General features: G+C 40.2%; 26 protein-coding genes. 19 read left to right on the top strand and 7 right to left on the bottom strand.

Annotation, left to right across the window (positions count from 1 at the left end; all coding sequences use genetic code 11):
* The first annotated feature begins 201 nt into the window (after positions 1–201).
* The 11 genes from EHQ24_RS05245 (at position 202) to EHQ24_RS05195 (ending at position 12,377) form a co-directional block, all read left to right on the top strand.
* Positions 202–2,205, top strand: a complete 2,004-nt coding sequence (locus EHQ24_RS05245) for a methyl-accepting chemotaxis protein (protein ID WP_135600604.1) — start codon at positions 202–204, stop codon at positions 2,203–2,205.
* Positions 2,206–2,461: 256 nt separating this feature from the next.
* A complete protein-coding gene (locus tag EHQ24_RS05240; protein WP_100742589.1) occupies positions 2,462–2,974 on the top strand; it encodes a cytochrome c3 family protein in 513 nt (170 codons plus the stop codon).
* A 24-nt stretch (positions 2,975–2,998) separates the two neighbouring features.
* Positions 2,999–6,127 (top strand): TAT-variant-translocated molybdopterin oxidoreductase, encoded by a 3,129-nt coding sequence (locus EHQ24_RS05235; protein WP_208725719.1) that lies wholly within the window; start codon positions 2,999–3,001, stop codon positions 6,125–6,127.
* A gap of 19 nt (positions 6,128–6,146) precedes the next feature.
* Entirely contained in the window at positions 6,147–7,520 is a 1,374-nt protein-coding gene (nrfD, locus tag EHQ24_RS05230) for an NrfD/PsrC family molybdoenzyme membrane anchor subunit (protein WP_135600602.1), read from the top strand.
* Position 7,521: 1 nt separating this feature from the next.
* Positions 7,522–8,088, top strand: a complete 567-nt coding sequence (locus EHQ24_RS05225; protein WP_135600601.1) for a DUF3341 domain-containing protein — start codon at positions 7,522–7,524, stop codon at positions 8,086–8,088.
* Positions 8,085–8,672, top strand: coding sequence for a c-type cytochrome (locus EHQ24_RS05220; RefSeq protein ID WP_135600600.1), 588 nt, complete (start codon positions 8,085–8,087; stop codon positions 8,670–8,672). The genes EHQ24_RS05225 and EHQ24_RS05220 overlap by 4 nt, the downstream gene beginning before the upstream one ends.
* 8 nt (positions 8,673–8,680) lie before the next feature.
* Positions 8,681–9,931, top strand: coding sequence for a hypothetical protein (locus EHQ24_RS05215; protein WP_135600599.1), 1,251 nt, complete (start codon positions 8,681–8,683; stop codon positions 9,929–9,931).
* A gap of 10 nt (positions 9,932–9,941) precedes the next feature.
* Positions 9,942–10,457, top strand: coding sequence for an Lsa16 family lipoprotein adhesin (locus tag EHQ24_RS05210; RefSeq protein ID WP_135600764.1), 516 nt, complete (start codon positions 9,942–9,944; stop codon positions 10,455–10,457).
* A gap of 149 nt (positions 10,458–10,606) precedes the next feature.
* Complete coding sequence (locus EHQ24_RS05205) at positions 10,607–11,146, top strand: hypothetical protein (RefSeq protein WP_135600598.1); 540 nt, start codon at positions 10,607–10,609, stop codon at positions 11,144–11,146.
* A 209-nt stretch (positions 11,147–11,355) separates the two neighbouring features.
* The gene (locus EHQ24_RS05200; RefSeq protein ID WP_135600597.1) at positions 11,356–11,811 is read left to right on the top strand and encodes a MarR family winged helix-turn-helix transcriptional regulator; all 456 of its coding nucleotides are present in this window, start codon (positions 11,356–11,358) and stop codon (positions 11,809–11,811) included.
* Complete coding sequence (locus EHQ24_RS05195; protein ID WP_135600596.1) at positions 11,808–12,377, top strand: hypothetical protein; 570 nt, start codon at positions 11,808–11,810, stop codon at positions 12,375–12,377. Before EHQ24_RS05200 ends, EHQ24_RS05195 begins: the two co-directional genes overlap by 4 nt.
* A 160-nt stretch (positions 12,378–12,537) precedes the next feature.
* On the opposite strand, the gene EHQ24_RS05190 is transcribed toward EHQ24_RS05195, so the two are convergent.
* A complete protein-coding gene (locus tag EHQ24_RS05190) occupies positions 12,538–12,930 on the bottom strand; it encodes a DoxX family protein (RefSeq protein WP_135600595.1) in 393 nt (130 codons plus the stop codon).
* Positions 12,931–13,117: 187 nt separating this feature from the next.
* On the opposite strand from EHQ24_RS05190, the gene EHQ24_RS05185 reads away from it, so the two are divergent.
* Positions 13,118–13,771, top strand: a complete 654-nt coding sequence (locus EHQ24_RS05185) for an adenylate/guanylate cyclase domain-containing protein (protein ID WP_135600594.1) — start codon at positions 13,118–13,120, stop codon at positions 13,769–13,771.
* Between the two features lie 77 nt (positions 13,772–13,848).
* Here EHQ24_RS05185 and EHQ24_RS05180 read toward each other — a convergent pair whose 3' ends face one another.
* Together EHQ24_RS05180 and EHQ24_RS05175 are read right to left on the bottom strand one after the other, a co-directional pair.
* On the bottom strand, positions 13,849–15,675 hold the full coding sequence (locus EHQ24_RS05180) for an AAA domain-containing protein (protein WP_135600593.1): 1,827 nt from the start codon (positions 15,673–15,675) through the stop codon (positions 13,849–13,851).
* Positions 15,660–16,511: a tetratricopeptide repeat protein gene (locus EHQ24_RS05175; RefSeq protein ID WP_135600592.1), complete on the bottom strand. Its 852-nt coding sequence runs from the start codon at positions 16,509–16,511 to the stop codon at positions 15,660–15,662. The genes EHQ24_RS05180 and EHQ24_RS05175 overlap by 16 nt, the downstream gene beginning before the upstream one ends.
* 79 nt (positions 16,512–16,590) lie before the next feature.
* On the opposite strand from EHQ24_RS05175, the gene EHQ24_RS19190 reads away from it, so the two are divergent.
* Complete coding sequence (locus EHQ24_RS19190) at positions 16,591–16,746, top strand: hypothetical protein (RefSeq protein WP_167483050.1); 156 nt, start codon at positions 16,591–16,593, stop codon at positions 16,744–16,746.
* Between the two features lie 7 nt (positions 16,747–16,753).
* On the opposite strand, the gene EHQ24_RS05170 is transcribed toward EHQ24_RS19190, so the two are convergent.
* Complete coding sequence (locus tag EHQ24_RS05170) at positions 16,754–17,584, bottom strand: crotonase/enoyl-CoA hydratase family protein (protein ID WP_135600591.1); 831 nt, start codon at positions 17,582–17,584, stop codon at positions 16,754–16,756.
* Positions 17,581–18,507, bottom strand: coding sequence for a prolipoprotein diacylglyceryl transferase (locus tag EHQ24_RS05165; protein ID WP_135600590.1), 927 nt, complete (start codon positions 18,505–18,507; stop codon positions 17,581–17,583). The genes EHQ24_RS05170 and EHQ24_RS05165 overlap by 4 nt, the downstream gene beginning before the upstream one ends.
* A gap of 137 nt (positions 18,508–18,644) precedes the next feature.
* Here EHQ24_RS05165 and EHQ24_RS05160 point away from each other — a divergent pair, with 137 nt between their 5' ends.
* Positions 18,645–19,091 (top strand): DoxX family protein, encoded by a 447-nt coding sequence (locus tag EHQ24_RS05160; RefSeq protein WP_135600589.1) that lies wholly within the window; start codon positions 18,645–18,647, stop codon positions 19,089–19,091.
* Between the two features lie 164 nt (positions 19,092–19,255).
* Here EHQ24_RS05160 and EHQ24_RS05155 read toward each other — a convergent pair whose 3' ends face one another.
* Positions 19,256–20,257 carry a M23 family metallopeptidase gene (locus EHQ24_RS05155; protein WP_135600588.1) on the bottom strand — a complete coding sequence of 334 codons (1,002 nt, stop codon included), beginning with the start codon at positions 20,255–20,257 and terminating at the stop codon, positions 19,256–19,258.
* A 67-nt stretch (positions 20,258–20,324) separates the two neighbouring features.
* Here EHQ24_RS05155 and pcnB point away from each other — a divergent pair, with 67 nt between their 5' ends.
* Together pcnB and EHQ24_RS05145 are read left to right on the top strand one after the other, a co-directional pair.
* Positions 20,325–21,815, top strand: a complete 1,491-nt coding sequence (pcnB, locus tag EHQ24_RS05150) for a polynucleotide adenylyltransferase PcnB (RefSeq protein WP_135600587.1) — start codon at positions 20,325–20,327, stop codon at positions 21,813–21,815.
* A gap of 72 nt (positions 21,816–21,887) precedes the next feature.
* On the top strand, positions 21,888–23,153 hold the full coding sequence (locus EHQ24_RS05145; protein WP_135600586.1) for an ATP-binding response regulator: 1,266 nt from the start codon (positions 21,888–21,890) through the stop codon (positions 23,151–23,153).
* On the opposite strand, the gene thiL is transcribed toward EHQ24_RS05145, so the two are convergent.
* Positions 23,132–24,040, bottom strand: a complete 909-nt coding sequence (gene thiL / locus EHQ24_RS05140) for a thiamine-phosphate kinase (protein WP_135600585.1) — start codon at positions 24,038–24,040, stop codon at positions 23,132–23,134. The genes EHQ24_RS05145 and thiL overlap by 22 nt on opposite strands.
* Before the next feature lie 77 nt (positions 24,041–24,117).
* Between thiL and rplM the strand changes: the two genes are divergently transcribed.
* From rplM to EHQ24_RS05125, 3 genes are all read left to right on the top strand, one after another.
* The gene (gene rplM, locus EHQ24_RS05135) at positions 24,118–24,570 is read left to right on the top strand and encodes a 50S ribosomal protein L13 (RefSeq protein ID WP_002973943.1); all 453 of its coding nucleotides are present in this window, start codon (positions 24,118–24,120) and stop codon (positions 24,568–24,570) included.
* A 1-nt stretch (position 24,571) separates the two neighbouring features.
* Positions 24,572–24,967 (top strand): 30S ribosomal protein S9, encoded by a 396-nt coding sequence (gene rpsI, locus EHQ24_RS05130; protein WP_135580601.1) that lies wholly within the window; start codon positions 24,572–24,574, stop codon positions 24,965–24,967.
* Positions 24,968–25,037: 70 nt separating this feature from the next.
* Positions 25,038–26,243: an MFS transporter gene (locus EHQ24_RS05125; RefSeq protein ID WP_135600584.1), complete on the top strand. Its 1,206-nt coding sequence runs from the start codon at positions 25,038–25,040 to the stop codon at positions 26,241–26,243.
* Positions 26,244–26,258 lie beyond the last annotated feature (15 nt).

Below are 26,258 nucleotides of genomic sequence, written 5' to 3'. Positions count from 1 at the left end.
GGTTTTTAGGGCCCTTCGATGTCAAATCAGGGCCTTTTTTTTTTGCCCAAATCCTTTTCCCGTCCCGATTGTTAGGAACCATTTTCTTTCCCGAACATTGTTAATTATTTCTTGGTTTCCTTTCCGACTAGGAAATATATTGATAGAAAAATCTGAACCGCTTCTTAGAATTCCCTGAAAACACGTCCCATACAGTAATCTATGAAAAGTTTAAAATACATTCTTGGTCTATATACATTTCTTTCCATTTTACTTCTGTCAGTGGTTGTATCCACTCTCATCTTATATTTAAATTGGAGCCTACTTGTCAAAGTGTACCGAGGAGAAATGGAAAATGCTGGCAAAAGTGCCGGGGCCGAACTTTCCAATTATTATAAATCCCAACTCCGAATGGCTGGCCTTCTTGCCAAACAAAGAGAAATCATCGAATCCTTTCAATCAGGTAAGGCAAAATTTGCAACGAACCTCCTTGTGGATATCATGCGAGAAGCAAATGGTGAATATGAAAATATTTTTTTATCAGCGCCCATCCAAAATGCAAAAATCTTTGCTGCGGGAATTCCGCGTTCGATTGGTTATCAATTGGAAGAGGACAAAACCGGTGACCATGTGGTTGTCGCTTTAAAAAGGGAGTTTTTAATTGGATCTGTCCAAGAGTCACCTATCACTGGTTTGCCTGTGAGTCTTGTTTCTTTCCCAATAGAAGATAAAGGGAACCTAGTTGGGATCCTTTGGATTGCTTTGAATTTGGAACAAGTATCTAAACGGATGGGAGAAGGGATTCATGTCGGTGCCAATGGATACATCACTGCCATCACCACTAAGGGAGTTGTATTTGCAGGACCCGATAAATCGAAAATTTTAAAATTAGATTTAAGTAAAATTCCAGAAGGTCGTCCTATTTTGGAGGCCAAAGACGGAGCTTACTTTGAATATACTGAAAATGGACAGGACAATGCTCTTCTTATCAAACGATTGGAAGAATGGAATACCATCATTGGAGTGGTGCTTCCCAAATCCGATATGAATTCGGGATTCATTCAAGTGGCTCTCATTGCTGTTGTTGTTGTGTTTTTCATTACAGCTCTCGTTGTTTTTGGAATTTTTCGATTCCTCCAAAAGAGGTTATCACCTTTAGAAAATTCAGTCATCATCTTAGATAAAATGGCTAAGGGTGATCTTACCGAGACCTTAACATTAACCAACAATGATGAAATTGGTAGGATGAATTTGGCTTTAAATGGTTTTATCACAAGTATCCGGAGTTCTTTGGGAGAGATCCAATCTGTTACAGAAGAAATTAATTCTTCTTCCGAAAGTTTACGAGAATCCTCTGCCAGTTTTTCTGATATGGCCCAAGGGACTGCTGCCTCTGCGGAAGAAATTTCAGCCACAACAGAAGAGGTGGTTGCGAGTATGGAAACTACAGCAGTTTCCACTGCGAAACAACATAAGAATATTCTAGAATTCAATAGTAAGATTCTGGAACTTTCTAGAGGTGCCATCCAAATCGAAAGGGATACAAAATCGGCCCTTGCCAATACAGAAAACATTACCAAACAAGCCAAACTTGGTGGTGAATCCCTGAACCAAATGAAGGAAGTGATTAACGTTATCTTAGAATCGTCTTCGGAGATGAAAGAGGTGATTGGAATCATTGACGAAATTTCCGACCAAACCAGTTTGCTAGCACTGAATGCAGCCATTGAAGCGGCAAGGGCCGGAGAGGCTGGGCGTGGGTTTGCCATTGTCGCTGAAGAGATATCCAAACTTTCTGACAAAACGGCTCATTCCATCCAATCCATTGAAGATATGATTGGTAAAAATAGTAAAGAGTTGGAAGAGGGCGCTAAGGGAATTAGATCCTCTGTGGATCTTTTGAATCTCATCATTAGAGATATTGGGGAAGTGGAAACAGTGATGAAACGTCTTTCAGAAGCGACTCAGTCTCAGCTAAGTTACAATCGAGAGGTGGATGAACGTTCGGAAGAGGTAGGTCGTGAATCTGAATCCATCCGTGGGGCCATTGAAGAACAAAAAAGAGCCATCCAGCAGATTTCAGAATCAGTGATTGGGATCAATAATGAGACCATGCACATCGCTTCCGGCTCTGATCTCGTGGCATCTTCCTCCAGGAAACTCTCCCATGCGGCAGATACTTTGCGTTCCATTACAAAAAAGTTTAAGATCACTAAGAACGATTAGGAAGAATCCTGACTTAGTTGCTATCCAGAGGCCAATTCTCGGCCAATCTTGGATTTAAAGTAAAAAATAACGGGTGTTTGTCGGTATATCGGCGGACTTGTTGAGACTTAGTTTCAATAAGGAAAGTTCGTAGAAAATTTCAGATTATGTCTCTTTTTATGTTTTTTCGCATCCAAAACCCTTACATACTTGCTTTTTTTCTGATTTTGCCTTTCCTTGTCAGAAGACAGTGTAAACGGATTCAGGAAATCTGCGAATGAATATAAAAATACTCAAGATCTCTGTGCCTATCGTTGCAGTTGCAGCGCTTGCATATTTGATTTTTTCACCTAGCCGTTATGTGGGCTATTCACCCGACCAGCCCATCCCCTTCAACCATAAGATACATGCCGGCGATAACAAAATCGACTGTAAGTATTGCCATACTGGTGTTGAAAATTCGGCCCATGCCACAGTTCCCCCAAGTTCCACTTGTATGAACTGCCATGGAGCAGGTAACGTAGCGGGCAACCAAGAACATGTTAAATGGCTTAAAGAACAATACGATAGCAATACTCCAGTATCCTGGGTAAAGGTGCATGACCAACCAGACTTCGTATACTTCAACCATTCACGACACGTACAACGCGGTGTCGATTGTTCCACATGCCACGGCAACATGGCAGAGATGGTAAAGGTTAGACAGTCCAAGTCCCTCAATATGGGATTTTGTGTCGATTGCCATAGAGAGAACAATGCCCCTAACGATTGTTCTACGTGCCACAGATAATCGGGAGACAAGTAATAATTTATGATGAAAGACGATAGTTTCCAAAAAGAAAAAAAATCGCTTTGGCAGTCTTATGAACTTCGCGGGACTTCTCGCGAACGTGAATTGCAAAAGCAAGAGTTCTATAAATCTCCAGATCCCCTAATTGCAAAAATCAAAAAGGGTGATTTTGACAGAAAAACTTTCTTAAAGTTTATGGGTGCGTCAGTTGTAATGACAACTGTTGGTTGTATCCAAAAACCTGCTGAAAAAATTGTTCCTTATGTGAACCTCACCATTAAGAACCCAGACAATAACGAAGTAGAACAATACGACTTCGTAAAACATGGACACTCTTACCACTACGCTTCTGTTTGTGGTGGTTGTTCGGTTGGTTGTGGGATCTTAGTCAAAGCAAAAGACGGACGACCTTTGAAACTCGAAGGAAATCCAAACCATCCGATTTCGGAAGGTGCTCTTTGTGCTTCTGGACAAGCTTCTATTTTTGATCTTTATGATGCAGACCGTGCCAAAGAACCACAACAAGTGGTGAATGGAGCAGCTAAGTCTAGTGACTGGTTTGTTTTAGATAAAGATGTAAAAGAGAAACTAAATGCTAACAAGGGTAAAACCATTGTTGTCACAAAACCTCTTACTTCTCCTGCCACTTCTGAATTCATTTCTGAATTCTTAAAGTCAGTGGGTGGTGGAAAACACATCGAAGTAGCATTTGCTTCTTCTGATGATGCGATCACAATTGCTCAAGAAAAATCTTACGGAAAGGCAGTTTTACCAAACTACCATTTCGACAAAGCAAAAGTCATCCTTTCCATCGACAGTGACTTTTTAAACAATACAAACTACCACAATGATTTCTCTAAAAGAAGAGATTTACAAGACAAAGGTGTAAAATCCTTCAATGCTTTCATTGCGGCAGAAACTCATCCGTCTATGACGGGTTCCAACGCTGACCAAAGAGTCCCTTTAAAACCAGGTGACCAAAGAAAGTTTGCTCTTGTGATTGCAAAAGCTCTTTCTGATTTGGGAGTCGGTGGTTCTACTGGAGTTTCCGGAATCAATGTAGAATCCTCTGCAGCGGAACTGGGAATTTCCAAAGAAGTAGTTTTACGCACTGCTAAGGCTCTTGCTTCTGCTAAGGGTGAATCCCTTGTGATTGCTGGTGGTTCCAATGCTCTAACTGAAGACGCTGTTGATTTACAAATCGCAGTGAATATGCTGAACAGCATGCTCGGTAACGATGGAAAAACCATCGATGCAGGAAATCCTTTGAAAGAAGGACGTTCAAATTACGCAGAGAATTTAAAAGCTCTCGCAAAAGACTTAAAAGAAAGAAAGGCCGGTGTGGTCATTCTTTTCGGTGTGAACCCAGTCTATGAAGCGCCAAATGGAGATGAGTGGAAAAAACTCCTTCATGAAGCAGCACAAGTAGTTCAAGTTTCTGACCGAGTGGATGAAACTGCACTTGCTTCCAACTGGCTTGCTCCAGTGTCTCACTTCTTAGAGTCTTGGGGTGATAACGAATCGGTAGCGGGAATTGTTTCCGTACAACAACCAACCATCCGACCTATCTTCCAATCGAAAGCATTTGAAGACATGCTCATCACTTGGGCTGGCGGAAAGTTACTTGGTGCGAGTTCGTTATACGAATACCTCAAATCAAAATACTCGAAAAAGACAAACTGGGAAGACCTTCTCAGAAAAGGTGTGTTAGTTTCTGGAAATCCAAAAGCTGACAAAGGTGGACGATCTTTCCGTGGAACGATTGCTCCTCTTACTGCATCGAAATCTGGTCTTACTGTTTCTCTTTACGAAAGCACTGCACTCGGAGCAGGCGAAAGAGCAAACAACTCGCAACTCCAAGAACTTCCAGATCCAGTATCGAAAGTGACTTGGGATAATTATGTTGCGATCAGCCCACAATACTCTCGTTCGTCGGGAATTAAACTCAATGATGTGGTCACAGTCACTGTTGGCACAAAATCGTTTGAACTTCCGGCTCTCATCCAACCAGGTCTCCATCCAGAAGCAGTGGGAATTGCTCTTGGTTACGGAAGAACTAACGTAGGTGAGATTGGAAACGGAGTAGGGAAAAACGCAAATACTCTTGCACAAGAAGTAAACGGATCGCTCGTTTACTCTGGACTTTCCATCACACTCTCTCCTACAGGAAAGAAATACAAACTCGCTACCACACAAGACCATCATATGATGAGCCCAGGTGTGATGATGGGTGTGGAATGGAAAGAAAGACCTCTTATCATTTCCGCAAAACTCCAAGATTATGCTAAGAATCCAGGGGCAGGAATTCCTGAACCAGAGATTCCAAAAATCCTAATCGATGGAAAACTACAAAGAGCCCAAGGAGCGAACGCTCCTTCTGACCAACCAGGAAGCCAGTTTGCATACCCAGGATACAAATGGGGAATGGCAGTGGATCTTACTTCTTGTTCTGGTTGTGGTGCTTGTGTAGTTGCATGTAATATTGAAAACAACGTGCCGATGGTAGGACGTGACGAAGTGAGAATGGGTCGTGAGATGCATTGGCTTCGTATTGACCGTTACTACATCGGTGATCCTGAAAAACCGGAATCACTCGAAATTGCGCACCAACCACTCATGTGCCAACATTGCGACAATGCTCCTTGTGAGACAGTTTGTCCAGTAGCTGCGACTGTTCACAGTACGGAAGGGACCAACGATATGGTTTACAACCGCTGTGTGGGAACTCGTTACTGCTCCAACAACTGCCCTTACAAAGTGCGTCGTTTTAACTGGTTAGAACATTGGACAGAACACAACTTACTTGGCGATGCAACACCTACATTTAAGGCACGACCTCCAAGAAACCTTGGTCTCAACCCAGATGTAACCGTTCGTTCTCGTGGGGTTATGGAAAAATGTAACTTCTGTGCTTCTCGAGTTGCTGAGAAAAAAATCGCAGCGAAAAACGAAGGAAGAACTCTACGAGATGGAGAAGTGAAAGCAGCATGTGAACAAACATGTTCTTCCAATTCCATTGTGTTCGGTAACGTAAATGATCCTGAATCTAAAGTAGCGAAGCTCTTGAAAGACCCTAGGTCTTACAAACTTCTGGAATACCTAAACATCGGACCGGCCGTCAGTTATATGACTCGCGTTCGAAACGAAGTTTAACAGGGAGAACACAAAGGGAATGTCATTAACACAAGCAGTTAGAGATAAATTAGACATCCCCGACCTGGTAACAGGCGGGAAGTCGCTTAAAGATGTAACCGTTGATATCGCAAAACCAAACGAAGATTTCCCTACCAAACTTTGGTGGAATACTTTTCTTTTGGTTCTTACGATCACCCTGATCGACGTAGCCATCATCGGATATTTGTTTTATGAAGGTCTTTACTTACTCGGGATCAACAACCCGGTAGGTTGGGGATTTTTCGTAGTCAACTTCGTATTCTGGATCGGTATCGGTCACGCAGGAACTTTGATTTCTGCGGTTCTTTTCCTCTTCCGTCAAGGTTGGAGAACAGGGATTAACCGTGCTGCGGAAGCGATGACAATCTTTGCCGTACTTGTTGCGGCATCGAACCTCATCCTTCACGTAGGTCGTCCTTGGCTCGGATTTTGGTTGTTTCCTTATCCAAACGAAAGAGGTCCACTTTGGGTGAACTTCCGTTCCCCACTCATCTGGGATACGTTTGCGGTATCAACCTATCTTTCCATCTCCATGGTGTTCTGGTATTTAGGACTCATTCCTGACTTAGCAACACTTCGTGACCGTGCGACTGAAACTTGGAGAAAGAACTTATACAACGTTCTTTCCTTTGGTTGGGTTGGATCGGCAAGGTCTTGGTCTCATTTGGAAATCGTTTCCATGATTCTTGCAGCTCTTTCCACTCCACTCGTTCTATCGGTTCACACCATTGTATCCTTCGACTTCGCTGTTTCCATCCTTCCAGGTTGGCACACGACCATCTTCCCTCCATACTTTGTTGCCGGTGCGATTTTCTCCGGATTTGCGATGGTGGTAACCCTTATGGTCATTGCTCGTGAAGTGTTTAACTTAAAGAACTACATCACGATGAAACACTTGGACAACATGAACAAAATCATGATGGTAACCGGTCTTATTGTGGGACTTGCTTACGGAACAGAATTTTTCATCGCTTGGTATTCTGGAAACGAATACGAAGTATTCGCATTCTGGAACAGAGCTTTTGGTCCTTACGGTTGGGCATACTTTATCATGATTTCTTGTAACGTATTGTCACCTCAAGTGTTCTGGTTCCGCAAACTTCGTTATAACATCCCAGTGATGTTTGTTGCATCCCTTGTGGTAAACGTAGGTATGTGGTTCGAACGATTTGTGATCATGATGACACTGAACCGTGACTTTCTACCATCCAGCTGGGCTATGTATACACCGACACTTTTCGACTACGCAATGTTAATCGGAACTTTTGGTATCTTCTTTACTCTCTTCCTTCTCTGGTGCCGAATTATGCCAGTGATTGCGATTGCAGAAGTAAAAACAGTGATGCCACAGAAAGAAGGAGCACACCACTAGTATGTATCTTCCAAAATTAGAACAGTTTCACAAATATAAAGAAATGGATGAAGGAGTTCTCGGTCTTTTCGAGACTCCCGAAGCAATCATACATGCGGCAGAAAAAGCCAAAGAAAAAGACTACAAAGGATTTGATTGTATCCTTCCGTATCCTGTTCACGGGATCGATGAAGCGATGGGAACTCCAAGATCTGGACTTCCTTGGGTCACTTTCTTTGCTGGTATCTTTGGTTGCACGATCGGGATTCTCTTTCAGTATCTCACTCATGCCCATGACTGGCCTCTCAATATCTCTGGAAAATCTCTCAACGCATGGTTCGCCTATGTGCCCATCATCTTTGAATTAACAGTATTTTCTGCAGGGATTTACACCGTAGCTGCACTATGTTTTTTAAGCGGTATTCCCAAAGCAACCCGTCGTATCCTTCACCCGGATTTGACATCTCACAGGTTCGGACTTTGGATTCCAAAATCTGCAAAAGGTTATAACGAATCAGAAGTTCTTTCTTTCGTAAAAGGCCTTGGCGGAGCAGAAGTAACCGTGGTAAAACCGGAGAACCAAAAATGAAACAAAACATCTTTAGAGTTTTAGCACTCGCGGGACTCCTTGTTCTCGTGAATTGCGATTACAAAACTCCCGTTTATGAATACTTTCCTAGTATGTATGATTCTCCTGCACGTGAGTCACAAGAAGCTGATTCTTTTGCGACAAATGGATCTGCTTCTCGGATTCCTCCCAAAGGAGCAATCCCTGTAGGATATTTTCCATACCCTTATGCAGCAGAAGCAACTCCTGACACACTTCCAGGGGCAGACAAAGGATTAAAAAATCCAATCGCCAAAGCAAACTTAGGTGATTTAATGATTGGTGAAAAACGTTACCAAACCTACTGCACTCCTTGCCATGGGGTAAGGGGGCTTGGAAATGGAACGGTAGTAGGACCCGCACCAAGGTTCCAACAATCACCTCCTTCTGTTGTTTCTGACAAAATCAGAGGTTGGTCCGATGGGCAAGTTTACCATATCATCACTATGGGTCGTGGACTTATGGGAAGTTATGCTTACCAAATCGAACCAGAAGACAGATGGAAGCTCATTGCTTACATCCGAAAACTTCAAGAATATGAAGTTCAAAATAAAAAGGCGAACTAGGGGAAACTATGAGCGCGACAAAAGCAGCTAAACTAGACGAAAAATTACTGCAGTTCAAATTGCCGGTAAACTTTCGTAATGCCCTCATTGCTATGATCGGAGTGGGAGTGGTGAGTTTTCTCATCGCTTTCCTCGGATTTGGTCATGAAACATCTCGTCATATGGACGAAGCAGGACATTTCCATCACACAAACTTAGGTTACCATGTATTACTGATTGGAACTTACTTTGTGATTGGTCTTGCCATCACAGGAATCTTTTTTACAGCCATCCAACACCTAACTGGTTCTCATTGGTCTGTCACTGTTAGACGACTTTTTGAAACCTACGGACTTTTTACACCGATAGCAGGACTTTTACTCGTAGGTGTGATTTTTGGAATGCACGATCTGTATGAATGGGCCGATGCAAGTGTTCGTGAAAACGACCATCTCATCCACCACAAATCAGGTTACTTAAACCCAACGGCTTTCATCATTCGTTGCGTGCTTTTCATAACTGTATGGACTATCTTTGCTTACATCTTTCATGGTAAGTCGGTAGGTCAGGACAAAGACAAGGTTGTTGATACAACTAAAACTTTGGCAAAGATCTCTGGTGGATTCATCCTTTTCTTCGCACTTTCTTGGTGTTTCATGTCATTTGACCTTCTCATGTCACTTTCCCCACACTGGTTCTCTACTATGTTTGGTGTGTATGCATTTGCAGGAGCTTTCCAAACTTCCCTTGCTTCTTACTTGATTGTCATCGCAATATTGAAGAAAAACGGATACCTCGGGGAAGCAGTGAATGAAAACCATTACCATGACATTGCAAAATTCCTTTTAGGTATGACTACTTTTTGGGCTTATGTGGGTTTTTCACAATTCATGCTCATTTGGTATGCAAACATCCCGGAAGAAACTTTCTTCTATGAGATGCGTATGACTGGCGGATGGGGTTATGCAACTCTTGCACTTCCTTTTGTGAAGTTTGTGATTCCTTTCCTCTTACTTCTCAATCGTCCGAACAAAAGAAATATCGATTTCCTTTGGAAATTGTCAGTATGGATTCTTGCGGTTCAGTTCTTTGAACTGTTCTGGTTGGTATTCCCTGCAAACTTTGAAAAATTTTCCATCCTACACTTTGTTTTAGCTTTCGGCGGAACAGTGGGTGTTGTGGGAATCTTCGGTTTCTTTATCTTCAAAAAGTTGGAAAAACACAGCTTAGTTCCGGTTGGAGATCCTCGTTTGGATGAGTGCCTCCACCACCACCAATAGGAGAATGGAATTGAAAAACAAAATTGTATTACTAACGATCGCTTGTGCAAGTTTCACAGCTTGTTCCAAAAACGCAGAAGTGGCATGGCATAAAAATTGTGATGCCAAAACCAACAAAGCAAGTTTGGATTTTACAGTTCCTTTGTATTCAGAAGCAGATTCTAACTCTAAAGTGGTGGAATTTGTTCCTGCAGGAACTGTTGTCAAAGTATTTGAGGCTCGTAACCATAATGTTTGGGCTCCAAAATATTTTGTAAAAGTGCAAACAGCAAAAAACGAAGGTTATATGAGTCCACGTTGTTTTGTTGTGAACCAAGATCCAGAAAAAAGTGTTTGGAGATATTCCAAAGGTCTCGTAAAGGATTATAGTCCTTTTTACAGTCCAACCGACAAAGAACACTACCCACGTGGTTATGAGTATGGTAGCTTAAAAGATCTTCCAAAAGAAAAGATCCCACTTTCTGACCTAACGAAAGGTTTGGAAGAAGTGCCTTACACAAACAAAAACATGTTAAAACAAAACTAAGATTTTTATGAAGAGCTGTTTGGTGGGATCTTCCCACTAAACTATCTTTTTTTAAGAAAGACCCAAGGGAAACCAAGGGTCTTTCTTTTTACACGCTTGACAAAAGTTATCTGTTGAGTCATTTTATGTTCCTTGTAAAGGAGAAATGAATGAAACAGATGTTAGATAAGTTTTCACTTGGGGTATTGAGTCTTTTTGTATTAGTTAGTTGTAGTACGGCAAAAATTAAGGATGCTAAACCCGAAGTAAGTGGACCTAATTTAAGCATTTATTTACTTGGGACTGATACAACCGATTATGCCGGACAGAAAAGAGTAATAGATTCTAATTATGAATTTGCAGAAGTAGATATTGCATTTCAAAATATATCGAAAGAAGATTACCCAATCGATTTTCTATATATGTATAATGAAGCAAAGGGGAATAGCCCTGAGTCTGCAAGTATAGTAGGGCTTCATTTTTGCTGTCATTTTGGTGAAGGTTTGTTACAAGAACTTCGATCGACAGCTTTCCTTACCTCCTTGTACAACACGACACTTTTACCTGGACAAATTGAAACTCGAAGATACCATTACTTGGTAAAAAAAGGAGAGTTTCCTAAGGAATTAACGTTCTATAAGAAATTAACAAAGGAAAAGGACTCTAAAGAAGGTTTAGAAAAAATTGCGGTGATCCCAATTAAAAGATAATCCGAATTATAAAAAAGACCCAAGGGAAACCAAGGGTCTTTATTGTCGCAAAACAAACTAAAAAAAGATTTTAGACTATCTTCTTTTTCGAAATCATTTAGCCAACCAAACCATTTTTTCAAGAAAAAATATAAATTTTTGTTTGATGTATTTTAATATCTTAGCTACTAAGATATTAAGTTGATAAGGTATACTTGAATCTCTGGCCAATGGAAATTACAAATTTTAAAAAAACAACGCGTAAATACTTTGAAACTGCTCTGAATATGCATGAGGCAATTGCAAAAAAAGCCAGTCTCACGGGAACAGATCATAAATATTTAGGATATTTGATTGAAAACGGAGAAATGAGTGCTGGGGATCTAGCAAAGATTTCCGGTCTTACAACCGGAGCCATTACAGGTGTGATTGATCGGTTAGAGAAAAATAAGTTAGTAAAACGAAAATTTTTACCAGCGGATAGACGAAAGGTGATGATTGTTCCTAATTTAGAAAAGGCAAACCAATTGTTTGCACCAATCTTCAAAAAATTACAAAAAGATACGGATCTTTTGATTTCTAGTTTTTCAAGTCGGGAGTTAGAAGTAGTTCATCGTTATTTTGAATCCGCCATTGGAATTATGGAAAAAATGTCTAAAAATTTACAGGAAAAAAATGAAATATGAGTTATGTGATCGGAAAGTCCTTTATATTTGCCGCAATGATCGGGATACAAGATATTGTTTCTCTGGTTTCCGAACATTCTTTATCTCTCGCTAAATACTCATTATTTCTAAACTTACTCGTCTATTTTTTAATGAATGGATCTCAGATTTTTGAAACTCTTGTTTTTGTTCCACGTTGGGCGAAAGGCAATGTCCCGAATTTCCAAATTCTAAATACAGAAGTTAAATCCGCCAATTTAAAATACTTTTGGATTTTGTTTCACTCAATCCATGAAATCATATTCTTAATATCTCTCTTGTTTTGTTATCAAATCGAAGGAATTGGTAACTCTTTAGTCCTCCTTTTCGTTCTTCATATGGCTGTCCGAGTTTGGACTGTGGTTTATTTTGCTGAAAAAATCATTAGATTCCAATCTTTGGCAAATTCTGCAAGTGATTATCCTCTTAAAATTTCTAATGAAATTCGAATGTGGGTATTTCTGAATTACTTCCGAGTTTCCATTTATATTGGAATTTCGGTATTGATGATTCCACTAGTTATAAAAATTTTAAAGATCGATGGTTGAAAATTTCTTCGAAATGATTTTGTTTGTTTTGAGATTTTTAGGTTTATATTAATAGAGTGATTATTCGGTAACTGTTACCCGGAAACATAAATCTATCCTCATGAAAGCAATTGTTTGGCGAAGATGTTTATGTTTCCTATGATCGAACTATTTGTTTGTTCTAGAAAACCCAAAATAAATCTTTTACTTTTCTGTTTCTTAAGGCAAGTCCCACCCAAAGTAGAATCCCTACATACACTGGAAAAAGAGTATGGCTAAAAAGTGGATTTCCTACACGAACATGAATGACAACAGCACCACCTAAATACCCTGTCAGCAACAGAGCACCAAACGCAGATGTTTGAGGGATTGCATACAGAATGGTTATCACAAGTAGGATGGATCCAATGGTTATCGATAGTGATCCAGGTATACCCAATTCTCCCATAGTTGTTAAAACAATTTCTAATTCGGCAAGTTTACCCCAAGCATCAAAGAGTAAAAAAGCAATGACCAGACCACTTAAGACCCTTCCAACCCAAAGTGTGGTTTTTGAACTTTTGATATCATTCATAAAATCTCCTAGATTTGATTCAATTGGTTTAGTCAGGAAAACAAATAGAATGGATTGTGATCAATAGAAATTTAAAATAATTTTTTGTGTTATCGAATCATTGCAAAACATAAACTTAAGAGTTTGTTTCGTACCTTTTGTTTCACGCATCTTGACATTCCTTTTTTCTTTGTTATACTCAAAATCCATGGGACAAAAACGAGCCATTGCTACCTCCGCTTCGGAAGAACGATTAGAAAAACTTTTAGAAGAACGACTGAATCCTGGCTCCAACCAAGAAATCATCGACAAACGAATTTGGGATCTTTTCGGGGAAACTTGGTGTGTGATGTTTACCGACCTTTCTGGGTTTTCTCGTGGTGTTGCTAAATTCGGAATCATTCATTTTCTACAAACCATCTATGAATCCCAACGTATCCTCATTCCTGTTTTGGATGAGTTTGATGGAATCCTGATGAAAGATGAGGGCGATAGTCTTATGGTTCTCTTTCGTAATACCAACAAAGCCATTCAATGTGCGATCCAAATGCAAAAAGCATGTAAGCGATACAATGAAGGTAAATCGGCAGAGGAGCAGATTTTACTTTGTGTGGGACTTGGGTTTGGAAAAATATTAAAGATTGGGGATACCGACGTATTTGGAGCTGAAGTTAATGCTGCATCAAAGTTAGGTGAAGATACGGCCAAAGCCTGGGAAATTTTAGTCACAAGTGCAGTGAAAGAAAATGCTGATGAAACCACAGATTTCGATTTTGAACCCATATCGGAAATCCCTCCAGGTTCTGATGGAGCCTTTCGTTTGGTTTATACTTTGGAAGAACCCAAATGGGTTGTGTTATAAATATAAATGAAGAAAAAACATTTTAAGTTTACGAGTAAAAATACAGAAACAAGTTCGCGTAAAATTAATTTGTATACCTAATCCATAAATTCATAAATGGAACGGATTTCACCGACGGATTCTATATAGGAATAAAGATTTTGGAACTCTTTATTTTGGCAAAGGGTTCCTGAGTCCCCAATAAGAATTAAGTGGGACTTGGCCCTAGTTAAGGCTACATTCAATCTTTTGGGATTTAATAAAAATCCAATCTCACCATCGTCATTAGACCTAACCAAACTTAAGATTACAATTTCTGATTCTCTCCCTTGGAAAGAATCAATGGTTTGGGTAAACCAACGACCTTCCGAAGCCTGGATCAATTTCTCCACCTGGCCTCTGTAAGGTGAAATGACTGTTGCGATTTCTTTGGGAATTCCGAGTTGGAAGAGTTTTTCAACTGTTTGAATTTCTGTTTCATTAAAAAAACTAGGTTCTTCTCCTTCTGTATCTTCTTCCGAATCACTACCTGCAGTATCAATCCAAACGATTGGTGGATTGGAACCGAAGATCGTCGAAATGTCGATTGACTCATTCCATTTTGCATCTGGATGGGTTATGATTTTGTTTTCGTAATAGGTTTCGTTGGGAAACCCAAGGATTTCCTGTTTCATTCGAAATTGTTTTTCTAAGAATATAATTCGTTCTCCTGAATCAAAGGTTACCGCTTTTTCTAAAAAACTATGTAGGGACTGGTGATCTGGATGAGAGTAACTAGCTCCTAGTTGTCTCGGATCTCCCAAAAAGAAAGTTTTTTTCCCTGCATACATTGCAAGATAACATCCTGGATCCAAACTTTGGGTGGCCTCATCCACAAACACATAATCGAAAGTTCTGCCTTTTTTGAATTCATTTCCAAATCCTGAAAAGGTAGATACAATCAGTTCAGCACTGTCGAGCAACTTAGTGCGAATGTTTGATTCTGCTTCTCTGATCGTCCCGAGTAAAAACTTAGCTTCCTTACGTATTGCCTTTCGTTCTTCCCTTTCTTCTTTTCCAAAATTACGTTTCCAAGAGTTGGCTTTTTTTTGGAGGGCTTTTAGTTCAGTCTGCCAGTTATGAATTTGTTTTTGATCAGGATGTGTTTGAATGAGATGATCTATATGGTAAGGTAAAACTTCTTCTTTGATTTTGGTGGAGTTTCCGAGACGAATGACTCTGATCCCTTTTTTTAAAGCGAGTTCCACAATATAATCGCAAGCAAAGTTTGTAGGACAAAGTGTTAATAGCGATTCTTTGTTTTCTTTGATTTTTTCTACAGCTTGCATGAGTAAGGTTGTTTTCCCTGTTCCCGGTGGACCAAAGATCACTCCGTAATCATGAATTTCAAAGATTCGTTCGAGTGGCGGTTTGTCTGGCTTTGCTTTGGGTGGCGTTGTTTTTTCCCCGAGTCCAAATCCCAGAATCCAATTTAGTTTTTTATGCGATTCACTTTCTGTGTCGGCCAATACTTTTGTGATGATATCATTATACAAATCATAGGTTGATTCTTGGAACCACTTAGAAATTTGAAATTCGTTATCTTCCCATTCGTAATCACCTCGAACTTGTACGGTGAGTTTTATATCAGATGTTTTGAATATATTTCCAAAAATCGTTTCTGTTGTACCTTGGAGGAGGACTGGTATTCCTGGTTTTAACCATTCTTTCGATTTTGGCGAAGGTGAAATATGAAAATCTGCCCTCCAAGTATTTCCAACAACAAATCGTAAATCTTCTAATTCGGCAGCTTTAATGGCTTTGGAGTCTTGGCCTTTTTCTAAAAATAAAGAACGTTCGTATTCTCTTTCTTTACTTAGAATTGTTTTTACATTCAGAATTTCTTCTTTTAATGAACCAAACTCTTGTTTCATGGTTCTTCCCATTCAATATTCTCCAAGGTTGTAAAAAAACCATTTCTGAGTAATGGTGCAAAATCAATAAAATCGGCTGCTTTTAAATATAAAGAATCTTCAATGGAGTAAGCCTGGATTAAGTTGTTTGCTGCTTCTTCAAGTTTGCCCAATCGGCAATGGGCACGAGCCAAAATAATCAGCGTTTCTGGATCAATTTCTTTGCAGAATTCGATATGGGTTTTAATAGAGACTAGTCCGTTTTCCGGATCTTCCGCTTCCAAATAACAAAGGGCTAAAAGATCATAATAGAGGAACTCTTCTGGTTCCACCATCTTGAGTGATTTTTTTAAAGAGGCAAGTGCTGAGTTAAAATCACCGCGAGAAAAATACAAAGACCCAAGTTCGGCCCAGATGTCTTTTCTATCAATGCCCCGGCCATTACTTAAGTGTTCCTGAGAAAGTGCTTTTTTTAATACCTTAATTGCTTCCTCTGATCGTTCCATATCTTTTAGGAGAGAGGCAAGGAGGAGGTAGTTTTCTAAATAGGAAGGAAAATAGAGAATACTTTTTTGAAGTAATATTTTTGCAGATTTAAATTTCTTTAATTTGATCAGATAACGCGAGTATACGGTGATACTTAAAGGATGAGATGGATAATTTTTTATAATGTCTTGAAACAGTGATTCTGTTTCTTTTGGGTTTCCGACCGCATACAAACACCAAGCTTTTTTTGCTTTGATTTTGATGAGAGCCGATTCGTTTGTTGTGTGTGACTCACTTTCCGCATAGACATTAAATGCCCGTGTGAATTCCTTTTCCTCTTCCAGGAGTTTGGCTTCGCGGATTAGGGAAAAAAAGGAACTCATACGGTGTTTTTTACTTCAGGAAATACCGGATTCGCCGATGGGTAGAATAGGGAGTAAAGATTGTAAAAGGAGGTCCTTTATGGTTCCATCTACACCTATAAACTCAGTCGTCAATTTGCCGAAGGAAATTTTCCAGGCACAAAACCAACTCAACGAAAAACTCATGAAGTTGGCCGTGGAAGAAAAAGTAGGCTCAGGCGAAAAAAGCGAAAGGTTACTCGACATCTACTGTTAATTGGAAGTTAGTCTACCCGGGTTTCTGGGTTGTAAACTGGTCGTTTTCTTTCCATAAACCCACCGATTGCCGCACGGAAATCTTTAGAATCGAGCATACTCGCATTCCAAACGGCAACATAGTCTAGACCTTCTTCGATGGTTTTTCCAATTCCGTGGTTTAGAACTTGTTTGACCCCACGAATCACTATGGTTGGATTTTCTGCGATTTCTTCTGCTGTTTTGAGTCCTGCTTGGAGTAAGGAATCAAAGTCTTTTGTGACTTTGGTCACAAGTCCCATTTGCAAGGCTTCCTCTGCAGTGATATCTTTTCCGGTCAAAGCTAGTTCTCTCGTATGAGCATTTCCAATCAGATGGGGGAGTCTTTGTAAAGATCCCATATCGGCCACAATCGCAACCTTGGATTCGCGTAAGGAAAATACGGCATCCTCTGACGCATAACGAATGTCACAGGCAGAAACTAAATCGAGTCCACCACCGATACAATGTTTTTGTATAAGGGCAATGGATGGTTTTTTAGAATTGTAAACCGCGTTGATTCCCTTTTGCATGGTCAGAATCAGTTGGTAAAGTTTTTCTCTACCATCCGCAAGTTCTCCTTGCACCACAGGTTTGAATTCTTGAAAGAACTCTTCCAAATCAAGCCCTGTCGAGAAAGATTTTCCTTTGGCAGCGATCACAAAACAATGAATTTGTGGGTCAGCATTGATTTGGTCCACCATATCCGGAAGGTCACGCCAAAAAGGCCAGTTCATGGCATTTCGTTTTTCGGGGCGGTTGAGCCAAAGGATGGCTACGTTTTTTCTCTTTTCAATTTCGAAAAATGGAGAAGGGTTCATACTGTTGTTTCTTCCTTGAGCCAAAGTTTTTTGGAAACTAACAAATACACACCAAAAAGAATCAGTGCAATCGAGATGTATTGTGACTGAGAAAATCCATGCCAGTAGTAACCAGTAAGGAATGTTGGGTTTCCGTTTGCATCTGGAATGTTCACAAGAGTAGGAGGATCAATAAAAGGAATCACTGCTTTGTTCACACGTAAGAACTCGATGATGAGTCTTGCAAATCCGTGGATGATGAGAAACTGTGCACCAATACTCCATTTACGAAAGTTTTGGTATCTGGCCCAAAACTGGAAGTAAGCAAAATATCCAAAGGCCATGATGGATTCCATTACTGGTGTATTCCAAACCGGAACACCAGAAGGGTGGGCACCATGGAAATCAAAAACAAAAAATGGAATCCTCGCATCAGTGGCAAAACCATAACAGCCATCCCCACTCACAAAACATCCCAGCCTTCCAATCGCATAACCCATACTCAGTGCAGGAACAACTGCGTCGTAATAGGCGCCGATGTCTAGTTTGTGGTGTCGGAAGTAAATAGTGATGAAGAGCCATCCAAAAAGAAGACCACCAAAAAAAACAAGACCACCACCGCTAAAGAGGGATGACCAAAGGCCAGGGTGACCAGGGAAACCATTCCAATGGGTGAGTGGGTAAGTATACTTTCCATCATAACCAGGAACATCGATGAACACTTGGTCCCAAATTTCGAAGATAAAGAAAATTTTAGCTCCAATTAAGGTGCCTAAAATCCCAAGAAAAATCAACCAATCCGAATGGCTCGGATCCAATTTCCTACGTTCTAACTCTTTGGGAAGGAGGTAAGAACCAACAAGAAAGGCCAACATCATAAGAAGGCTGAAAGTGGACAAACCCTCCCAGCCAAAGGGATTTGGAATCGGAATTCGATCTAACATAGGGGAAAGGGTAAAATGATGGCTTAAAGGGGAAAGGAGAATTTAAAACCGCCGAAACCTGGAAATTTAGTAAAAAATTAACTTGACTCTAGATAGTTTAATATTAAATCATCTATTATTGATTTAAGGAGAACCATATGTTCGATACTCTATTTTCAACTTCTGGGGACATTATCCCCCTCATCTTACGCATCACAGCTTTTGTTGTGATCTTCCCACACGGTGCCCAAAAACTACTCGGTTGGTTTGGTGGTTACGGATTCAAAGGAACTTATGGATTTTTTACAGGACAACTGAAGTTCCCGGGAATCTTGGCAGTTCTCATCATCTTAGGGGAATCTTTTGGATCTGTATTTCTTCTCGTGGGATTTTTTACTAAATTTGCTGCGGCTTCTATTGCCATCATCATGATTGGTGCGGCTATCATTGCACATAGACATAATGGATTTTTTATCAATTGGAATGGAAACCAAAAAGGTGAAGGATATGAATTCCATATTCTTGCAACAGGACTTCTCATTGCTCTTGTGGTTGGCGGTGCTGGTGTGTATTCCGTTGATTTTAACTTAATCGGAAAATTCTAAGTTTAATTTATATTTCGAACTGGTTCGGCCTTTGTCCTTGTTCTAACAACAATCAAGGGTTCGAACCAATCCCACCTAAACATTGTTAAAATTTCAAAAATCAGAATGATCAATTTGATCATTCTAAATCCTTTCTTTCGCTAATTAATTAATTAATTAATTAATTAATCTAAGTTTATGTATTCTTCTGGATCGAGTGGAGCATCTAAACCGATTCGCACTTCGTAATGAACGTGAGCTCCCGTTGCCTTTCCTGTTTGGCCTACGAGTGCAATTTTATCTCCCCTTTTGACTCGGTCTCCTGGATTGACCAAAATGAGTGAGCAGTGACCATACAGAGTAAAAAACCCATTTTCATGGTTGATTCGCACAGATTTTCCAAGCCCACCCACAGCCGTGTCGACGGCAATGATTCCGGGGCCTGTGGCATAAATGGGTGTTCCTTCTCCTGCGGCAAAGTCAATCCCTGAATGGGATTCCCCCACAGGTAAAATTCCAAAGGGATCGCTTCTGTATCCGAAGGTGGAAGTCACAACACCGACACCTGGCTTTAGCGGTCGGCCCCTAGGCATGGAATAAAAGATACTTTCTCTCATGGAAAGGTAGTCGATGGCATTTTGAAAATTGGGAACCAAATTGCCTAACTTAACACCAAACTGAGTGTAGGTGGTAACTACTTGTTGGAACAACAAAAGATTGGAGTCGAGTTCGCTTGCATCTTTTCGAAATTCTTCTTTAAGTAGATAATCTTGGGTGATCATTTCTTTTTCTGGAATTTCTTCCCAAGCAAGGAGGTTTAGAGATTCGGTGGTCGACTCCAATTCCTCAACGGATTCCTTTAAATCCTGGGATAATAGGTCATAAAATAAAAAAGATACGAGTTGGGTTTCCGTTTTTTTTTCCAATGAGAGATTGCGGTCAAAGAAAAAGGAAAAATATAAGAGTAGGCCAAAGGAAAGGAGGACAAGGGAGAGGGAAAGTCCAAATAAAAACCCAAGCATTCCGATCGAAATTTCAATCTGTGCAAAGGGTTTCTCATCATTCGGGATGAGGACAAAGCTTACTTTTTCCCGACTGCGGGAAATCCACTTCTGGGCGCGTTTTCGCCAACGTAAGTGTGCAATTTGGAGCCTTTCATAGGCGGTTGTGACGTAAGTTTCTGCCAATGTTCGTTATTCCGCCAATTTTTTCCTTGCCCATGCCATTTTTCAGGGGAAAGTGGATGAATCCAATATGTTTAAATTTCTCACTTCTCTTTTCAGAAAGAAAGCCGACTCTGTCGATTCCTTTTTGATGTACCCCGAGGGAAAGAGATACTATCGAGAAACCCATTCCATACGCAGGGCCAACATCGATGAAGATGCTATAAAAATCATCAATCGATTGAACAAGTTTCGTTACAAGGCCTATTTAGTCGGTGGAGGGGTCAGAGATCTGCTTATGGGCAAACGCCCAAAAGACTTTGATATAGTCACAAGTGCGACTCCAAACCAAATCAAAAGGATCTTCAATAACTGCCGAATCATCGGTAAACGATTTAAAATTGTACATATCATTTTTAAAGGTAAAATTATTGAAGTATCTACGTTCCGATCACTACCGGAACACCGTTTGGAAAAACACAAAGCAGAAAACGATTATCTCATCAAACGGGACAATTCCTTCGGTACAGCAAAGGAAGACGCGGCAAGACGCGACTTTACCATCAACTCACTGTTTTACGATCCTAAAAACGATTCCATTTTGGATTACGTTGGAGGATTTGAAGACATCCAAAAGAAAATCGTTAGGGTCATTGGTGATCCAGATATTTCCTTCAAAGAAGATCCAGTTCGTATGTTACGAGCGGTTAAGTTTTCTGTTTTACTAGGACTTGATATCGAGAAAAAAACCAAATTGGCTATCAAAAAGAACCGTTTGGAACTCGAAAAGTCATCCACTGCAAGACTACTTGAAGAATACAATAAAATGTTTAGAACTTGGAAAACTTCGATCATTTTCGAAGGCCTTGCTGAGAACCATTTGCTCGATGTACTTTTCAAAGAACCTGCAGATAAACTAAAAAAAACAGATCCAGAGTGGCGTGAACATTTTATGGAAACTCCACTTGGGAAAAGACTGGCAGTCACAGACAAACTCCTCTCAGCCAGAGAAGAGATGACTCCTGCTATCTTTTATTCGTTAATTTTTTACGATATCGTAAAAGACTTATATGAAAATGATCGTGGTCACTTAGCGCATAACATTAAGGAAAGTTTACAAATTGTTTTTGAACGAATGGGAATCCCTAAACGAGAACAGGACAATTTAGTTAAGATCTTTATCAGCCAACCTCGTTTCCAAGTTACGGATGATGAAAAAGAAAGACAGAATTCTTTTTTTAAGAAAAAGGATTATTTCTACGATGCGTTTATGGTCTATAAAATCGTAGCGATCTCTGAAGGAAATGAAGCAGCTGTTCAATCTGCTTTCTTTTGGGAAATTTCGCTCCGTCAAAGACCAAAACCAGACAGCCATCAATTCGGACAACAGAACCGTAAAAAAGAACCTAACAAAAAACGCCCACCCAGAAAGAAACAAAGGGACAGAAGGGGAGGTTCTTCTAGCAATCAGAACCAAAACCAGAATGAATCTCAAACTACTAATTCTGGAGAGCGAGGGGAATCACAAGAACCAAGACAGGTTCGTGAATCCTCTTCCGAAAACGAAGAAAGAGAAGTATAACAACTGTTCCTTTTAGTTTTTCGTTAGATTCACTTCATAGTCCTCGTCGAATTAGGCGAGGGCACTTTGGGTATGAAACAAAAACCAAACATTTTAATCATCGAAGACGATCCGACAACAGCACTTTTATACGCTAGTTCCCTGCGTAAAAGTGGATTTGAGATCATCCAGTTTTCAGGCCTAAAACCTACCTTAGAAACCTACAGAGAAGATGGATTTAGTTCCATAGATTTGATTGTCACAGATTTAGTTTTACCGGATGGGACAGGCAAAGAGTTAATTTTAGAAGTCCGTAAAACAAATCCCAATATTCCCATCATTGTTGTTTCTGCCGCAGAAGACAGCCAGTCCATCATCGATGTGATGAGAGAAAATGTGCAGGATTATTGTATCAAACCCATCTCCCCAAAAGAATTATCTAAAAAAATCCAATACCACCTTTCCAAACAGGAAATGGACTACCAAAAGACAGTTTTTGAAAAAGAAAAAATCATCTCGCTCGAAAAGTTACTCGATTGGTATAGTTTCAAAAATCAATCCCTAGAGAAAGGTGAGTTCGATAGCAAAGAATTACATAAAAATCTATTTCATGTTTTGCGAGCCAGTTTGTCCCAAGGGGCAGGGTTTGGGATCCTTGTTCAGATCATTGACATCATCAAAGGAATGACAAAAACCAAAGAGGGAGATTATATTCTTCAAAAAGAAATCTTAGAAATTTTAGAAGAGAATGCAAGTTATGCGAAAAAAGTCTTACAAACGTTTACAGAAATCGAAAATGTAATTTTTGGTCGGGTGGAATCCAGAAAGGTGAGTCTTCGGGAATTTCTCGCGGAAATCAATACGCTCGTTTCCGAAATGGATTCTCTTTTAAAAATAAAAAATCAAAAAATCCAATTAGGAAAATTGGAAGATAAATATTTGGATTCGAAATTTATCATTTGGGATAAAGAATACTTTCGAAAAACTTTTTTTGAATTACTTTTGAATGCGATGAAGTTTTCTCCCGAGACCGGTTCTATCTTTCTTTTTTTCCAATCCGACTCAGAGTCTGTATCAATTTCTGTGATTAACTCCGTTGCTGGAGAATCAAAAACAGAGCAGGGGATACCTAACGAATATTTGGATTTAGTATTTGAACCATTTTTTCGTCTGACAAAAAACCTATATGAAAAGTATGGATCTCTAGATTTTGGAATCGGCCTCTCCCTTGTAAAAGAAACCATACTTAAGTTTGGTGGCCATATCATTGTTCGGAATATTCTCGATCACTTGGGAGATGTAGTGACTCCTAAGGTTGAGTTCAAAGCCACTTTTCCTTATGTTTCTTCTGAGAAATGAAGAAACCCCTTCGTTTTAGGAAGGTAGGTCTTTCCATTTTTTAAAAACTGAACTCCAGGTTTTCCTTTCTCCAATCTTCCTACCATAGTGACAGGAACTCCTGCTAGTTCTGTTGGTAAAATCTCTGGAGATAAAAACAAAAGTTCTAATTCTTCACCAGAACCCAAACACAAATCGAATCCAAGAGTTTCCAATGCCAATGGATCGAAGGGAAGTGATTCCATTTGAATTTTTAAGCGAGCGCGGGAAGCCAATGCTAACCTTTCCCCATCTTGGATGAGTCCATCTGTAATGTCCATACAGGCATGGATTTTAAATTTATGTAATGATAAAGATGTCATGTAACGCGAGATGGGTGATAGGTGGCGTTCTATTGCACTTTTAAATTTTTTATCTTTTGATTTTTTCTTCAAAGAAAGAAAACCTAATTGGCTTTGTCCGAGAGATCCTGTGACATAGAGATAGTCTCCTGGTTTTCCCCCGGAGCGTAACCATGGTTTTCCCACAGTTCCCACAACGGTTAGGGTGAGTTGGGTTTTGGAGGCAGAAAAGGTATCGCCTCCTGCTAGTTTCATCCCATATTGGTCTAAGGATTTCCGTAATTCTTTGGAAAAACTGCGAACCCATTCTTTCTGGCTGGAGAGGGGAGATAATCCCAGGTTTAAAAAACATTCCTTCGGTTTCCCACCAGAGGCGATGATGTCAGAAACATTCACTTCGACGAGTTTTCTGGCCAAAACGGGAGCTTTTGACCATTCGTGGAGGAAGTGAGTGCCTTCTGACAAAGAGTCCGTGGTGACCAGTCGGTCTGGGGCCAAAAAGTAACAATCATCCTCTGGAGGAGGAGTGGTTCCAAACAAAGTGCGTATAATTTCGGATTCTTTCAAAGTTAGATTCCAATAAATTTGTTTGACCCGGTGTGAAAACCGAAAATCCTGACATAAAAGAGGAAAATCTCGTACTTATGGAACTATTGTCTAAAGCCCACAAGACCCCTTCTATCGCAAAAGAAGCCGTACAAAAACAGTGGTTTGTTGTGGACGCAACTGATAAGACTCTCGGAAGATTGGCAAGTCAAGTAGCTTCCCGACTTCGCGGAAAACACAAATCTACCTTCACTCCTAACCAGGACTGTGGTGATAATATCATTATCGTTAATGCATCTAAAGTGGCTGTAACAGGTCGCAAAAGAGAACAAAAAATTTACTACCACCACTCACGTTACCCAGGTGGTATGACTGCCATCGCGTTCCACAAACTCATTCAAGAGAATCCGGAAAGAGTGATCATGGAAGCAGTCAAAGGAATGTTACCTAAATCTAAGTTAGGTGATCAAATGTTGAGAAATTGCCGCGTGTTTGCTGGTAATGACCACAACTTGGGAGCTCAAAAGCCCCTAAAACTGGAGTTGAAATAATATGGCGCAAAAAGCAGTTTGGGCAGTAGGCCGACGCAAAACATCCGTTGCACGTGCAAAAATCGCATCTGGAACTGGTAAAATCACAGTAAACCACAAAGATGTAAATGATTACATCAAAAACGGTGAACACCTTGTTCGCCGTGCTCTCGAGCCTCTTCTTGTTTTAGAAGCTCGTGACAAGTATGACATTGCACTCAATGTAACTGGTGGTGGAGTTGTTGGTCAAGTCGGAGCGATCCGTCATGCTGTAGCTCGCGCACTAGTGGCTTTCAATGAGTCTTTAAAACCTACTTTGAAAAAAGAGGGTTTTCTCACTCGAGATAGCCGTATGGTGGAACGTAAAAAATACGGTCTACGCAAAGCTCGTCGAGGAACTCAGTTCTCAAAACGTTAATCGGAAAATCCTCTTTTTTTTCCGAACCAAAGCCTCCTACGGGAGGCTTTTTTTTTAGGTAGGTATCCATTTGAACACTTTCATTTTTTATTTTGCCTTCGCGATTGGTACCTTTGCTAGCAGTTGTTTTTTATATTCGATTGTTATTTTTTGCCAAACCTTGGATGCCGTAAAAGGTTTCTCGGGGATTGTTTTCTTTTTTCTATTTTTGCCATTTCCTATATTCTTTTTATACACTGGATACTTACTCGATCGTTATTCTAAAAAATGGGTAGTTGTTAGTTTTCAGTTTTTTCTTTTTATCGCTTGTTTTTTGTTAGCTGCCTTGACTGAGGTTTTTTTAACCCACCCGTTTTTACTATTACCTTTGGCTTTTGTGAATGGGATTGGAATGACAACCGTTCTTCCCGGTAGGATGGCCATTTTACGTGAAGTGATGGAATCGCATCGACTTGTTTTTCATACCATTGCTGGAAACTTACTTTTGATTTTTGCCTTTGGGATGAGTCCGCTTGCTGTGGGTTGGTTTCGGGAAGGAAATACTTATTCTACTTTATTTTTTGTTTTGGCGGGTTTTCATTTTTTATCGATGATCGCCTTTACCTTGTTACGGGATTCGAATCCGAATGGAAAAATAAAATCCTTGGGTTCCGAAACTAAAACCACGAGTTTTCCATCCCTTACATCCAATTTAAAAACAATTTTGGATTTTTTGAAAACAGATCCAGTTTCTAGGCAAGTGATGTACATGGCAATTCTCAGTATGCTTGCCCTTGGACCCATCCAAGTCATCCTTCCAAAATATGTGCGGAATGAACTGGGACTCGGTGAACTGGCACGGGGAACGGTGCTTGTCTTTTTAGGGCCTGGGTTATTTCTCGGTGGGGTTCTCACCATTCTTTTCCATCATTTGGAAAGAAAGGGCCTCGTGTTACTGATTGTATTTTCTCTCTCTTCGTTTTTCTTTTTGGGTTTTGTTCCTTTTGGAAAACCGGAAGCCACTTCCTTGTTTTTATTTTGTTTTGGAGTGTCGGGGGGAGTTCTCTCGAGCCTACTTCCGGCCATTTTGCAAAAACGGGCTGAGGATGGAATTCGCGGGAGAATCCTTTCTCTCTATACGGTCTGTTTCCAATTCACACCGGCGGTCTCTGGTTTTCTGGCAGCTCTCCTTGCGGACAGCATCGGTTCGCAGTTGACTTTCGGAATTTTCGGTGGGATCTTTCTCTGTTTTGCCTTCATTTCTTTTTTCCAATACAAAGAATTACGGCAGAGTTAACTTCTAATTTCCTTG

The organism is Leptospira noumeaensis, from assembly GCF_004770765.1.
Taxonomy (GTDB): domain Bacteria; phylum Spirochaetota; class Leptospiria; order Leptospirales; family Leptospiraceae; genus Leptospira_A; species Leptospira_A noumeaensis.
Note: the sequence above shows the minus strand (reverse complement) of the source record. Positions and strands in the feature narration are given on the sequence as shown.